Source organism: Nostoc foliaceum FACHB-393 (genome assembly GCF_014698505.1).
Lineage (GTDB): Bacteria > Cyanobacteriota > Cyanobacteriia > Cyanobacteriales > Nostocaceae > Nostoc > Nostoc foliaceum_A.
In genome coordinates this window covers 131,623-145,779 of the sequence record NZ_JACJTD010000013.1, presented here as the reverse complement: position 1 = coordinate 145,779, position 14,157 = coordinate 131,623, and the positions used below count along the sequence as shown (strand labels likewise).

Below are 14,157 nucleotides of genomic sequence, written 5' to 3'. Positions count from 1 at the left end.
TTTACCGGACATGATATGAGATGGGTAGTAGGCTTCCGCCGAATGGGAGTAGTGTAGTTTAACAAGAAAAGTAGTATTCCTCCTGCCTCCTTCATACAAATAGTTGCGTAAACTCATATATCAAATCCACCCTGCCCTTACGTAACATGGCCGGATCTAATCTTTCAGTAGTGTTGCAAGTCATCAAGACAACTAACCGTTGCTGCATCTGAATACCAGACTCATCAATTACACTCTGATACAAAGTACCATCCAGTAAACTGAGAATGTGTTCGGTTTTGTTATTGTACTGCGCTACCTCGGAAGCACGATTTTGCGCGAGATTATCAGCTTCGTTAATAACGATACAAATACGCTCTATGTAAGTCGGTGGGACAAAGTTAGCGATCGCATCATGATCTAAAATGAAAATTACATACCCTAAAGGTACAAGAATTTCTTTTGCTACTGCCTGTGTCCACACTGTTTTACCTGTACCTGGTTGCCCATGTACAACAACCGCTAACTGGTTTTGATTCAGAATCGCTTGTTGTACAGAATCAGTAAAGTTTTGGATGTCTGCGGGAAATGTCCGAATAGAAAATTGACTATGAACTTTGCCTACACGACTTTGATATCCACTCAGCATAACTGCTAAGTCGTAAGTTGCTTTGTTAATTAGGGGCGCGAGATTTTTCGCCATTAAAGTATATTGTCGTCGCCCGCGATCGTAGGGATCAATTTGCAACCAAACGTCATACTTTGCCCAGTAAGCATAAACAGTATTGATAACGTCTAAGCGTTCCCAGCTAACAAATTTATCTATAGGAAAATAGAAATCTCTTTCTGAGTAATACTGAGTAATAATGTCAGGATTACCCAACACACCTAAAACTCGCAGTACAGTAATTTCTTGCAGTCGATTAAGAACATAATCAATGGGAATGCTACTACGACTGACAAATTGAACAATGGGCGTTTCCGTACTCAAAATATCTTTGTACCGATGATCTGGTGATTGAGGATCTGGCGTGATGTAATTCCAAAATTTTTCAACTTCGTAGCGGGTATTATCAGATACAATATTTAATAAATTAGCCCACCAAGCATAATTATTTCGTCCCAAAATATCAGCAACATTACTCGCTAAATTCAAACTTTTTTGAGTTAATTCGCGGGAGTCACTATACAACAGTTGCCACAAAAACCCCCAGTCTAATTCTCGATTAAACGGTCGCCAACCGCTAGAAAGCAAGCTTTGGCGGGTATTATTTGTAGGAGTGCCTTCATTGCTTCTAAAATAGTCAAAATCCATATTTGTTAGTTATGCAGCGTTAATCGACTTATTTTGTGTTAATTATGAGATTTTTAAAAAATTTTCTCGTAATATCAACTAATTGCGTACAAATGGTAATTTGATTTTCACCAAGGCGGCGGGAAGCCCACTTGCTTTTTGGGGTGTCCGGGATAGCCGCCCAGCCGCCGTTAACTGTTGACTGTTGACTGATGACTGTTAACCATCATCAGTATGCACGTGTTATCCCGTCCGCTTTTAAGGTTTGGAGTAGCTCAACTTACTGTACTAGTAAGGAAACCTTTTTAATCTAACTCATCTTTGTGTAATATACTGTACTACAAAAGCACTATTTGCGTCAACTTTTTTGGTAAAGCAATTGCTCGCTGGGAGTTTACTTTTAGTTTTTGATGTACCTGCACCATTTATCTATCTCTAGATGAAGATTAATATTGTCATCGTGTAACTACTAGTTTATAGTATAAATTATTACAATATTTTTAGAGAAGCCTAATACCTTTAAAAGTTCTGGAATCGCCGTTATTTCATCCGATTTATCATTCACTTTCACCTGTGCCAACACCAATCTATTTGTATTGCTCTCCCTTCTTCTAGCTAACTCTATCTTTAGAAGGTTGCGAAAAAGAAAATAATTTATATTTATAGCAGTAATCTTTAACTGTCTAATTAAACAGTTCTTCCTGGAATGGCTACTGTCTATTTACGGTTTGTTAGCAAAATGTTACTCTTGTTTACAATCAAATTGCTTATTTTTAAGCCAGCTTGATGTTAAGTTTATTGACTTGCTTGCTTATTATTCATAGCATTTTGATAAAAAAGTAATATAAAATAATCTTTTTTCAAATATTTTCTGTTTTTATTTCCTAATAATTACTACTAGCGATCGCTAGTGGTAATGTTGTACCGAAAGCCAATAAACAAGTTGCAAAAATTCATCCAAAAACGAAGTTATTTACATATAGGGGTTTTCCTAGCAACTCTTTTGAGCATTATATTGTTCAGTTGGGTAGCACTCTCGCAGCAACCAGTTATCCTCAATCTGTTAATGACTGCCCCTGATGCCCAACCTTGGAGGCAGGGTTTAATTAGAGACTTTGAGGCTGAGAACCCAGGTATTCGCATTAACCTAGTTGAAGGGCCGAATGCCACAAATTTGCTCGAAGACCTATATACCTCATCTTTTATCTTGGGTGAATCCCCTTATGACCTGATCAATATGGATGTGATCTGGACATCCAAGTTTGCTGCTGCTGGATGGTTGCTACCTTTAGGCGATCGCATTTCTAAAGAGGAGTTGGCAGCATTTTCATCCCAGGATGTAGAAGGGGGACGTTACCAAGACAAGCTGTACCGCATTCCAGTGCGTTCCGACGTAGGAATGCTCTACTACCGGGAAGATTTAATCAAACAAGCAGGATTGAAACCGCCAGAAACCTTTGATGATTTGATCCGAATTTCCCAAGTCTTGCAGAAGAAAGACGAGGTGAATTGGGGCTATGTTTGGCAGGGTCGCCAATATGAAGGACTTGTGGCGATGTTTGCAGAAGTCCTCGATGGCTTTGGTGGCTTCTGGGTTAATGCCGACACCCTCGAAGTTGGACTAGATCGACCAGAAACATTACGAGCCATTGAGTTTTTGCGTAGTACCGTTAAAGAAGGCGTTTCTCCTCCTGGAGTCACGACTTACCAGGAAGAAGATACCCGGCGCTTATTCCAAAGTGGTCAAGTAGCGTTTTTACGCAGTTGGCCTTATGCGTGGCCTTTAGCCCAGGCAGAAAATTCGCCAATCCGGGGCAAAATTGCGATTAAACCGATGGTTCACGCTCCTGGACAGACAGGAGCAGCTTGTCTAGGGGGCTGGGGTTTAGGGATTTCTAAAACCTCTAGACATCCCAAAGAGGCTTGGAAAGCAATTCAATATTTTACCAGTCGAGAAGCACAGCGCCGATTCATTTTGACCGCAGGCTATGTGCCAAGTCGCCGGGATTTGTTTACAGATCCAGAGATTGTTGCTAAATACCCACACTATCCGCAGTTATTGGAGGTCGTGGACAATGCAGTTTTACGTCCGCCGATCGCGCAATATGCCCAGACCTCAGATATTTTACAGCGTTATCTCAGCGCCGCCCTATCCGGTCGGATGAATTCTGAACGCGCAATGCAAGCTGCTGCTGCTGAAACGCGCCGACTGCTGGGAGCAGGGGGAAAGCAATTAAAAATTAAAAATTAAAAATTAAAAATTAAAAATTAAAAATTAAACAACTTGTGCTTTCTGCCTCCTCTTTGCCAATGCCCAATGACCAATGCCTTATGACAAATGACAAATTTAAATACACTCAGAAGTCGAGAACAACAGACAGCATGGATTTTATTAACACCCGCATTACTGCTGCTGTTGTTTGTATTTGCCTACCCGATTTTACGAGCATTTTGGTTAAGCGTATTTACTAGAAATCTGGGAACAGAGCTACAACCCGTATTCTCTGGTTTGGACAATTATGTGCGGATGGCGGGGGATGGTCGTTTTTGGCAGAGTTTGTGGGCGACAACCGTCTTCACAACAGCATCCGTAATCTCAGAACTACTGCTAGGACTGGGGGTTGCCCTAGTTCTCAACCAGGCGTTTTTTGGCCGGGGCATAGTGCGTACAACCGCGATTATACCTTGGGCTTTGCCTACCGCTCTAATTGGTCTGGCGTGGGCTTGGATTTTTAACGACCAGTTTGGGGTTGTGAACGATATTCTGCGGCGGTTGGGACTGATTGAAACTGGGATTAACTGGTTAGGAGATCCAACGCTGGCGATGATAGCAGTGGTTTTTGCTGATGTTTGGAAAACTACGCCATTTATCAGTATCCTGCTGCTAGCTGGCTTACAGTCGATATCACAAGACCTCTATGAAGCTTACTCGGTCGATGGGGCAACTGCTTGGCAAAGCTTCCGCAATATTACCCTGCCATTGCTGCTGCCGCAAATCTTAATTGCAGTGCTATTTCGGTTTGCTCAAGCTTTCGGAATTTTCGACTTGATTGCTGTGATGACTGGAGGTGGCCCTGGTGGCGCTACGGAAGTGGTGTCATTGTACATTTACTCGACGGTGATGCGCTACTTAGATTTTGGTTATGGAGCAGCCCTTGTAGTGGTGACATTTTTAATATTAATTGCTGCGGTGGCGATCGCTAGTTTCTTGCTTAACAAATACCGTGCCAAAACATCAGGAGCCATTTAACCCATGAGTGTAACTCCAGAAGCAGTTCCAACGATTCCAAAACGAACAGTGGGAAACAAGTTTTCTCTGAAAAAAATCTTGCTGTTCATCATAGTTGTATTAATAGTGCTATTCAGCCTAGCCCCAGCCTTATGGCAATTGCTGACCTCCTTTAAAGTGAATGAGGATATTGCCGCCGTTCCTACTGTCTATTTCCCGACACGATTCACTTTCAATCACTACATTGAATTATTCACCCGTCGTCCATTTTGGCGCTACATCTTCAACAGCGCCTTTGTGTCGATTACTTCCACAGCTGTATCTTTAGCGATCGGCGCACCTGCGGCTTATGCTCTGGCACGGTTACGCCCTTGGGGTGAAAGAGCTATCCTTGCCAGCATTCTAATTGTTACCTTATTTCCTGGAATTCTCTTGTTCTTAGGACTGTTAGAAATTATCCAGGCGCTTAGATTGGGCAACAATTATTTGGCGCTCATTATACCATATACTGCGATCAATTTACCGCTGACAATTTTGGTGCTTAGAAGCTTTTTCCAACAATTGCCAAAAGATTTGGAAGATTCCGCTAGGGTCGATGGCTACAATACTTTTCAACTACTATGGCAAATCGTTTTGCCTATGACCCTTCCCGCCTTGGTGACTACTGGAATTCTCACCTTTATTTTTGCTTGGAACGAGTTTATCTTCGCTCTCACGTTTATGACGCGTGAAGAGTTGAAGACAATTCCCGTTGCTGCGGCTCAGTTGGGTGGTGCGACAGTATTTGAAATTCCCTATGGTGCGATCGCTGCTGCAACTGTCGTGGGGACGTTACCCCTAATTTTACTAGTTTTGTTTTTCCAGCGCCGGATTGTCCAAGGTCTTACCGCTGGTGCTGTCAAAGGATAAAAATCAAAATGGCTAAACTCGAACTCAAAAACTTAAACAAAACCTATAATCCTAAAGTCGTCCCTGTCAAAGACGTTAGCTTAACTGTAGATAACGATGAGTTTCTCACTTTACTTGGCCCTTCTGGCTGTGGCAAATCCACCGTCCTACGAATGATTGCGGGTCTTGAAGAACCTACTCGCGGTCAGATCAAGATTGGGGATGTGGATGTCACCTATAAACGAGCAGCCGATCGCAATATTGCAATGGTATTTCAAAGCTATGCACTTTATCCCCACATGACGGTGTACGAAAACCTTGCTTCTGGACTCAAGCTGAAAAAAGTACCACCTACAGAAATTAAACATCGAGTGGCAGAAGTAGCAGAAGTTTTGGGATTAGCAGAGTTAATGAACCGTAAGCCTGGCCAAATGTCTGGAGGTCAACGCCAAAGGGTTGCTGTCGGTCGTGCTTTGGTGCGTAATGCCGATGTGTACCTGCTGGATGAACCTTTAAGTAACCTGGATGCACTTCTGCGGGAACGAGTCCGAGCCGATATCAAGCAAATTTTTGCAGCACAAAAAGTTCCGGTTGTCTACGTTACCCACGACCAAACCGAAGCGATGACGCTTTCCACGAAAGTTGCATTGCTCAACGATGGTTATGTCCAGCAACTTGACCCGCCTGAGCGCATCTATAACCATCCAGCTAATCTATTTGTGGCTGGATTTGTTGGTAGTCCGCAAATGAATTTGCTGACTCTACCTTGTAAGGGACAATATGCGATCGCCGGTAACTTCCAAGTACTTCTCCCCAATATACCAACAGTACCACCGCAGATTGTTTTAGGAATCCGCCCAGAAGATGTTCGCATTGCTCAACCAGGTGATACACAGACTATCCAAGGGCAAGTATTTTTAGTGGAAAACTTGGGTATGCACTATTTGGTCAGTGTTAAGATTCAGGGTTCACAAACGGAAGCGATTACGATACGTGCTTTGTTGCCAACAGACCAAAATTGGAGTGGCGAGGATATTACACTAGCATTGCCCCCTGAGGATATTCATTGGTTTGATGTTCAATCTGGCCATGCTCTTGTTAGGAGACAAATGTTAGGTATCAGGAGCGTGTAGATTAAACTAAGAATCTATTTCTGGCAACCATTGGCATCAATTGTCACAATACATCCAGACAATAATCTGGTTCTTCTTGTTAATCAAGTTGAGTATTTGCCATTAATTTCTATATAACCCTCTGAAAGATCACAACCCCATACAGTTGCAGAGGCTTCCCCAATATTGAGGCTAACATGAATATCTACTTTATCTTTGGACATAATTTGCCGCAACTGTTCTAGATTTTCATCAGTTAAGCTATTAGGATAAACTTTTACGTTATCAAAACTAATAACAACTCGTTCTGGATTTATCTGGTGTTCATTTTCGCATTTGCCTATAGCCATAGCAACTCGTCCCCAATTCGGATCTGCTCCATAAACGGCGGTTTTTACTAATGGTGAATTTACAATTGCTTTAGCTACTGTTTTAGCTTGTGTATAGTTAATCGCTGAATCTACAGTTTTTTCATTATTTTGCGTAATTCCTGTAATTATCTCATAGCATTTACAAAAATCTTTGCGACACATCAATCATCTATAGGGACGTGTCGATATACGCCTCTAGCAGCGTATATAGCGGTTCCCAATGCGGTACGTTATTATATCGCCAGGTGTAGGGGCACGGCAATGCCGTGCCCCTACGGGTGTACCTCACGTAAACGAGAACCGCTATATGTAGCAAAAATTCCATCAATTTTTAATAGAAGCTAAAAACCTATAAGTCAGTTAATGTGAGCGTGAATGTCGTCCATCCGTTACCGCTTTCTACTTGAATGTTTCCTTGCAGTTGTTCGACTAATTTCTGCACTATGGGTAAACCTAATCCCGAACCACCTTGATTCCAGATGTCTGCATTGGGGATGCGATAAAATTTCTCAAAGATTTGTGGTAACTCTGTTATCGGAATTTCTGCCGAATTACTGGTAGTAATAATAGTTTTTGCGGGCGTTTCCGAGGAATTGTGATGTACACTTAGGTTAATTTCACCACCCGCAGGTGTGTATTTACAGGCATTATTGAGCAATTCTACTAAGATCCGTTCCAAACTAATGCCATCTGAGAATAGCGGCGGGAGATTTGAAGGGAGATTTAGCTGTAAAGTTTGCTGATGTTCTTGAACACGGATTTGAAACGGCTCAATAACCCAAAGTATCCACTGTTGTAAGACTAACGCATCAGGTGTAATAACTGGATAGGATGAACTTTCCAGGCGTTGTAAGTCTAGTAAATCGTTAATTAATCCTAGTTCGCGATCGCACTCACTGTCCATCAGCTGTAGATAGCGTTGAGCTTCCTCAGTACCAGGAGATAATTGTATCATTTGAATCATCATCTTCATGTTACTCAGAGGCGATCGCAGTTCGTGGGAAACCAAATTCAAAAAATCATTTTTGAGTTGATTTATTTCCTCCCATTGGATCACAAGTTGCTCTTGCTCAATTTGCTTTTTACGCGCCTCAATCGCTCGTTTGTGCTCAGTAATATCTCGAAAAACTAACACAGCGCCTGTAATATTATCTTTATCATCTTTAATTGGTGCAGCGCTGTCATCAATTGGTCTTTCTGCACCATCTTTAGCAATCAAAATAGTTTCTGCTGGGAGACTGACTATAATACCATCTTGAAGAACTTTGATGATTGGGCTTTCAATAGGATTATGAGTTTCTGCATTGGCAATATTGAATACTTCTGATGAATTTCTGCCACAAGCTTCTTCTTGTTTCCATCCGGTTAGATTTTCAGCAACAGGATTCATAAAAATTACCAATTCTTTAAGATCGCTAGCAATCACACCATCACCGATACTTCTTAAAAGTGCATCTAGCCATTTTTGGTTGACTTTTAATTGCCTTTCTAAACCATGCTTTGTAAGAGTTATTTCAATATTTATTTGTAATTCTTTTTCTTTAAAATGTTTCAGAATGTAGCCAAACGGCTCAGTTATTTTGGCTCGTTCTAACGTCTTTTCATCTGCATAAGCAGTCAAATAAATTACTGGAATATCCAAACGCTTATAGATTTCTTGGGCAGCTTCTATCCCGTCCATTGAACCTTTTAGTTTAATATCCATTAGCACTATATCTGGGCATATTTCTACCGCTTTATTAATTGCTTCTTCTCCTGAAGAAGCGATAGCAGAAACCGTGTAACCAAATTTTATAAGTCGATGCTGTAAATCTTTAGCAACAATAGCTTCATCTTCCACAACTAAAATTTTTGCGTTTGTCATACTATAGTAATTTTATATTTAAATTAATGCAAACGTTAGATCACACTCTACTCCCCTAGCACCTTGGATATTGATATTTCCTCCAAGTTGATTGGTTAAAGCATCTACTAACTGCCAGCCTAAAGAAGCCATGTTTTTGAAATTAAAATTTGATGGTAAACCAATTCCATTATCGCTAACTACAAGTGTGGCTTCATATTCATTATTTTTTTTAATTCCGATATAAATTATACCATTTCTACCTGAAGGAAACGCATATTTCAATGAATTTGAGACAAGCTCATGGATGATTAAGCTACAAGGAATTGCTGTATCCAAGCCTAGAAATACATGATCATCGATATTTATTGTCAGAGCGATCGCATCTTCGTTTACTTCATATGCACTAAATAAACTTGCTACCAAATCTCGAATATATTCACCAAAATTAATTCTTGCCAAGTCTTGAGACTGATACAATTTTTCGTGAACTAAAGCCATTGATGCAATCCGCTGCTGGCTTTGTTTGAATATTATCAAATCGTGTTTATCTTTAATATAAGCAGATTGCAAGCTTAACAGACTAGAAATAACCTGTAAATTATTTTTGACACGATGGTAAATTTCTTTTAATAACACCTCTTTTTCTAAAAGTGATGCTTGGATTTGCTCTTCCCACTGCTTGCGATCGCGCTGCGCGGCTTGCCGTTCGCTAATGTCTTCGACCACAGAAATAAAATACTTTGGCTCCCCACTAAGTTCGCGCATTAAAGACACAGTGAGATTAACCCAAACTATGGAAGTATCTTTGCAGAAATAGCGCTTTTCCATCGAGTAAGTTTGAATATTATCTGCTAAAATATGGTCAATATATTTCAGGTCGGCGCTAAGATCATCTGGGTGAGTAATATCTTGGAAACTTAGCAACTGTAGTTCTTCGGGTGTGTAACCGAGAATATCACAAAGCCTCTGATTAACTAACAACCAACTTCCATCTATTGCTACATGGGCGATGCCAACAGCAGCTTGATGGAATGCAGCACGAAATCGCTGTTCGCTTTCTCGCAATGCTTGTTCCATTCGGTGGCGTTCAGTAATTTCTGCCTGTAGTGATTGATTAATTCTTGTTAACTCTGCTGTTCGTTGTTCAACTATGATTTCTAGTTGGTTAAGTAGATTACTCAGTGCCTCCTCTGCTTGCTTGCGCTCAGTTATGTCAGTATGTGAGCCAACCATCCGCACTACGTTACCGTCTTCATCCCACAGTGCTTGACCTCGATCCAAAATCCATTTGTAAGTGCCATCTTTACATAAAATTCGATACTCAATAGTGTAAAACGGTGTTTTCTGAGCAAAATGCTGTTGAATTGTTTGTGTCACCCAGTCAAGTTCGTCAGGATGCACTCGTGTCACGCATTCATCTAAATGGTTAGAAATTTCGTGGTCTTCATAACCAAGCATTTCCTTCCAGCGAATCGAGAAGAAAACTTCATTGGTTTTAACATTCCAGTCCCAAATTCCATCATTATTGCCACGCAAAGCTAATTGCCAGCGTTGTTCACTTTCTCTCAACACCTCCTCAGTCCGTATGCGTTCAGCAATTTCCTTTGCGAGTTGGTAGTTTGCAGCCTCTAGTTGGGCAGGACTAGGTAGAGTCAGTGCTTGTGGGATTAATGGCACAAGTTGTACAGCAGTTAATACGGAGACAAAAGCGGTGATAGCTTTGAGTAACCCTGATAGCCAATAAGTAGGATGCCAAAGCGTCCACACGTCCATCAAATGGGTTGTGCCACAAGCAACAATAAATGCGCCAAACATCAAGAATATCCAGCCGAAAGGCACATCTCGCCGTTTACGGACAAAATAAACCAACATCACTGGAATTGAATAATAAGCAAGTCCAGTTAACACATCTGAAACCAGATGCAACCACACCAATCCTGGTTTCCAGAGGTAGCAATGTCCGTGGGGAATAAACTGGCTAGTAGAGAAAAAATTATTTAAAAATTCCATCATAAAAATCTATACATTGTATAAGTCTTCACCAAAGCCCCAAAGAAGAGGTTTTTAGCCTCAAACGTCTGTAGACCCGCAGATGCCTAGAAAGTGCTTACTAGATTCGGTATTCCTCAGGGCTTTACCGTACTAGCCGTAGGCTATAATCGAGTAGCAGCTAGAGCTTCTACATTCTTTATCCGTCATCCTTTTTGAGTTTTTTAACCTGATAATGTAAGGTTTATTGAAATTAAAGTACCGCGATCGCTTTGATTTTTGTTACCGTAGATTCTCTGAAATGAACCATTTACATATATAAATGCCTTCGCTAAATCACGGTAATATTTCGCTTATATAATGTAATTCCTATAGATTCTACTAAGTAATTTTACTAAAAAAATTTTAAAATAATACAATTTTGATTATGTAGTATACAGGTACTCTCTTGACTACTGAGATTGCTGCTTGAGACTAGTATCAAGTTAAAGTATGCTAAATGTCATTGTTAGGTAAGCGATCGCTTTTAATTGGTTTTGATTGCTTCTAGAGATTAAATAGCGATCGTCACTGCACACCAAAGTAACCTAGAAGTTACGAGCAAATTAGATAAACATCAATTAATCAAAGCCGTTTTTGTCACAATTAGCTCTGAGATGTTTGAATAAACTCGGATGTCTTTGAGGCTTCAAACAAGTTTGTAAAGTTTTTCTTCAAACTGTTCCAACCATAGAGACCAATTTGCTTGGAGTATGGAGGGACGAGCCTGCTTGAGCATTTTTGCTTTAATATCTGGATTTTTAAGGATTGTTATAATCTGCTCGGCGAAATATATTGAGTTATTGGGTTCGGACAGGAAGGCGTTGAACTCAGGCAATACCTGCTTTATATTTCCTCCAGCACGAGCTGCTACAACAATGGTTGCAAATGCCAATGCCTACATAGTGCGGATCTTAGTGTATGGCATGTGAGCATAATTGGCCAACCAAGTGAAGTACCCATCAACTACCTATACTTCACTGAAAATATTACAGGAGTAGCAATAACCTGAATTGTTGTATGGATGTTGTATATATATAGACAATTATTTTTACTGAATGTTTAACTATTCATAGTCATTCTGAAAAGAAATTATATGCCTTTGTACTTTATTTCAGCAAATATCCAATAACGGAAAAATATTAATAAATCTACAGTAGAAAATAATTGTCTACTGGTTAAAAATGCATTGATGAGTATTGTTGTAAATTGCCTTATTGACATTATTTTTAGCTTATTTGTTGTGGTACATATAGCTATGTTAAGCAAGTTTTTTAAAAAACAAATAATTAGGTTTATTGTTTGTGGACTTTTTACAGCAGCTTTTAATATTTTAATTATCAATATCATTATTGAGTTTTTTAATATTGATAAACCTATATTTCGTAACATAGCTAATGTCATAACAATTGAAATATCTCTGCTGTTCAGTTTCGTTGTTTATCGTAATTGGGTTTGGTCAAAGGGTAATTGGACATTACAAGAAGTAGTGTGGCGACAAATTCCTCTATACCACTTATCATGTGCCTCGATTGTAGCAACGAGAAGCTTGATTTTATTTCCTGTATTAGATTGGCTGGGCATTAATTACTCAATTAATACCTTGCTGGGAATTTTAGTAGGTTCGTTCATTAATTATTTTATGAGCGATCGGTTAGTTTTTAAAGACAAATAAAAAAGTTGTTGGTATTTAGTAATACTATATCCAAGAGAGTAATTACAATGTCTACAGATAAAAAAAAATTAATTTCACAAAATAACGAGTATATAATTCCTCTGTTTGCTATAGTCTCCTTACTTATCTCATGTATCATTCTTTCTGAAAAAAAATATTTTTGGAACGATGAACTTTATTCATATTACTTCCTAGCTGACCAATCTTTTAGCCATATGATGGCTGCTTTCTCTGACAAAATTAATAACACACCGCCTTTGTATTTCCTGCTGGGATGGCTGTGGGCTAGAGTATTTGGTTCTACAGAAATATCACTACGCTTATTTTCTTCTTTAGGAATATGCATAGCTTATGTTCTTGTTTGGGTAACTTTACGCCGTACATATAATTTTTGGTCAACTAATATTGGCAGTTTATCTATATTTTTTACTTCAGAATTGATCATATCTCAAAATGCTGAGGCCCGAATGTATGGATTGTTCTTAGCAATTTGTGCATGGGCTTTCCTGCAATTTGATATTAATAATAGAAGTGAAAAAATTTCGTGGAGTATAATTATCTCAAATATTTGTATTCATGCAGCTTTAGTTAACACACATCTTTATGGTTTTTTCTACAGTGGAGCAATTATCTTTGCACAAATAGTTAGAGATAGATATTTTCAGATATTACGTCCGAAAATTTATTTATGTATTATTTTAAGCTGGGTATCAATTATTCCATATATTCCCGCTTTCCTTAACCAAGCTGATGCTGGCAAGCCCCGTGCATGGATTCCTATCCCTACTTTTCAAGATTTAATTAGTTTTCTCACTTTTTCTCGATCATGGTTTTCTAAGATTTTCATAATTTTGATTTTAATAATAATTTTTGTATGGCAATTTTTAATATATAAATCAGATAAAACTAGAGCTTATAAAGTTTCATTCAAAAATAATCAAAAGCTGAAGGCAGAGAAATCTCTGTTAATATTTGCCTATTCTTTTCTAGCAGTCCCTGTTCTAGTTTGGATAATTTCACAGAATTTTAAACCTATCTTTTGGGATAGGTATATGATACCTAATACCCTAAGTTGGTCAATATTACTGGCTCATTTAACTTCATGCATCTTTGTAAATTCAAAATCTAACCAAAAAAGAACTTATAAAAACTCAGTTTTCTTATTAACGCTAACTACAATATTGATTTTTACCCCCGTTATCTACGCTAAGGTTTTCCCAAAAGACCAGCTACCTGGGTTTAATGATAAAAAATATGGTCATAAAGATTTGCCTATAGTCACACAATTTTCTAATAATTTTCTTACTCGCTTACACTACTCTCCTGATCGAAATAGATATTTTTTTATTTTAGATCGGCAGGCTGCTTTAGATAAAGCTAGTGGACTGTTTGGTTCACAAGAGTATAAGCATCTAGATGCTCTGAAGCGTAACTATCCTGCATTATTTAATAACCAAATTTTAAAAAGTGAGGAATTCCTAAATATGTATAACCGTTTCTTAGTTTTAGATGATATAAATTATGACCAAAAATGCCCCTTAGAAGTAAAAGGCCTAGAAAAAGCTGATAAATGGGAGAACATGCATTGTCCAAGATGGGTAGAAATGAGGATCTTAAACAATCCTGATTACAAACTCACACATCTTGGTGATATTGATGCTAAAGCATTATTGCTAGTAGAAAAACAAAAGTTTTAAACGCACCCACCTTATAAATGCCAACAAGTCATCTTTAC

At 39.0% G+C, this 14,157-nt stretch carries 10 protein-coding genes and 2 pseudogenes; 6 read left to right on the top strand and 6 right to left on the bottom strand.

The window, feature by feature from the left end:
* Nucleotides 1-91: 91 nt before the first annotated feature.
* Nucleotides 92-1,294 carry an AAA family ATPase gene (locus H6G92_RS13545; RefSeq protein WP_190894193.1) on the bottom strand — a complete coding sequence of 401 codons (1,203 nt, stop codon included), beginning with the start codon at nt 1,292-1,294 and terminating at the stop codon, nt 92-94.
* Nucleotides 1,295-1,757: 463 nt separating this feature from the next.
* Nucleotides 1,758-1,874: pseudogene (locus tag H6G92_RS41320) on the bottom strand (ISAs1-like element ISPto5 family transposase); the annotation flags it as partial.
* Between the two features lie 315 nt (nt 1,875-2,189).
* Between H6G92_RS41320 and H6G92_RS13540 the strand changes: the two are divergent.
* From H6G92_RS13540 to H6G92_RS13525, 4 genes are all read left to right on the top strand, one after another.
* On the top strand, nt 2,190-3,524 hold the full coding sequence (locus tag H6G92_RS13540) for an ABC transporter substrate-binding protein (protein ID WP_190894192.1): 1,335 nt from the start codon (nt 2,190-2,192) through the stop codon (nt 3,522-3,524).
* An 87-nt stretch (nt 3,525-3,611) separates the two neighbouring features.
* Entirely contained in the window at nt 3,612-4,523 is a 912-nt protein-coding gene (locus H6G92_RS13535) for a carbohydrate ABC transporter permease (RefSeq protein WP_190894191.1), read from the top strand.
* Nucleotides 4,524-4,526: 3 nt separating this feature from the next.
* Nucleotides 4,527-5,411 (top strand): carbohydrate ABC transporter permease, encoded by an 885-nt coding sequence (locus H6G92_RS13530; protein WP_190894190.1) that lies wholly within the window; start codon nt 4,527-4,529, stop codon nt 5,409-5,411.
* An 8-nt stretch (nt 5,412-5,419) separates the two neighbouring features.
* Nucleotides 5,420-6,523, top strand: a complete 1,104-nt coding sequence (locus tag H6G92_RS13525; protein WP_190894189.1) for an ABC transporter ATP-binding protein — start codon at nt 5,420-5,422, stop codon at nt 6,521-6,523.
* A gap of 83 nt (nt 6,524-6,606) precedes the next feature.
* Here H6G92_RS13525 and H6G92_RS13520 read toward each other — a convergent pair.
* The 4 genes and pseudogenes from H6G92_RS13520 to H6G92_RS13505 all read right to left on the bottom strand — a co-directional run.
* Nucleotides 6,607-6,993 (bottom strand): annotated as a pseudogene (locus tag H6G92_RS13520) (bifunctional ornithine acetyltransferase/N-acetylglutamate synthase); the annotation flags it as partial.
* Nucleotides 6,994-7,222: 229 nt separating this feature from the next.
* On the bottom strand, nt 7,223-8,737 hold the full coding sequence (locus H6G92_RS13515; RefSeq protein WP_190894187.1) for a hybrid sensor histidine kinase/response regulator: 1,515 nt from the start codon (nt 8,735-8,737) through the stop codon (nt 7,223-7,225).
* An 18-nt stretch (nt 8,738-8,755) separates the two neighbouring features.
* Nucleotides 8,756-10,732, bottom strand: coding sequence for a PAS domain S-box protein (locus H6G92_RS13510; RefSeq protein ID WP_190894186.1), 1,977 nt, complete (start codon nt 10,730-10,732; stop codon nt 8,756-8,758).
* Nucleotides 10,733-11,396: 664 nt separating this feature from the next.
* Nucleotides 11,397-11,642, bottom strand: a complete 246-nt coding sequence (locus H6G92_RS13505; RefSeq protein ID WP_190894185.1) for a glycosyltransferase — start codon at nt 11,640-11,642, stop codon at nt 11,397-11,399.
* Between the two features lie 297 nt (nt 11,643-11,939).
* On the opposite strand from H6G92_RS13505, the gene H6G92_RS13500 reads away from it, so the two are divergent.
* On the top strand, nt 11,940-12,422 hold the full coding sequence (locus H6G92_RS13500) for a GtrA family protein (RefSeq protein ID WP_199344808.1): 483 nt from the start codon (nt 11,940-11,942) through the stop codon (nt 12,420-12,422).
* Nucleotides 12,423-12,469: 47 nt separating this feature from the next.
* Nucleotides 12,470-14,119 (top strand): glycosyltransferase family 39 protein, encoded by a 1,650-nt coding sequence (locus H6G92_RS13495; RefSeq protein WP_190894184.1) that lies wholly within the window; start codon nt 12,470-12,472, stop codon nt 14,117-14,119.
* Nucleotides 14,120-14,157: the final 38 nt, after the last annotated feature.

Excerpts from the sequence above, each read along its gene's own strand:
- H6G92_RS13545 (WP_190894193.1), bottom strand. The coding sequence starts at position 1,294 with ATGGATTTTGACTATTTTAGAAGCAATGAAGGCACTCCTACAAATAAT.
- H6G92_RS13540 (WP_190894192.1), top strand. The coding sequence starts at position 2,190 with ATGTTGTACCGAAAGCCAATAAACAAGTTGCAAAAATTCATCCAAAAA.
- H6G92_RS13535 (WP_190894191.1), top strand. The coding sequence starts at position 3,612 with ATGACAAATTTAAATACACTCAGAAGTCGAGAACAACAGACAGCATGG.
- H6G92_RS13530 (WP_190894190.1), top strand. The coding sequence starts at position 4,527 with ATGAGTGTAACTCCAGAAGCAGTTCCAACGATTCCAAAACGAACAGTG.
- H6G92_RS13525 (WP_190894189.1), top strand. The coding sequence starts at position 5,420 with ATGGCTAAACTCGAACTCAAAAACTTAAACAAAACCTATAATCCTAAA.
- H6G92_RS13515 (WP_190894187.1), bottom strand. The coding sequence starts at position 8,737 with ATGACAAACGCAAAAATTTTAGTTGTGGAAGATGAAGCTATTGTTGCT.
- H6G92_RS13510 (WP_190894186.1), bottom strand. The coding sequence starts at position 10,732 with ATGATGGAATTTTTAAATAATTTTTTCTCTACTAGCCAGTTTATTCCC.
- H6G92_RS13500 (WP_199344808.1), top strand. The coding sequence starts at position 11,940 with ATGAGTATTGTTGTAAATTGCCTTATTGACATTATTTTTAGCTTATTT.
- H6G92_RS13495 (WP_190894184.1), top strand. The coding sequence starts at position 12,470 with ATGTCTACAGATAAAAAAAAATTAATTTCACAAAATAACGAGTATATA.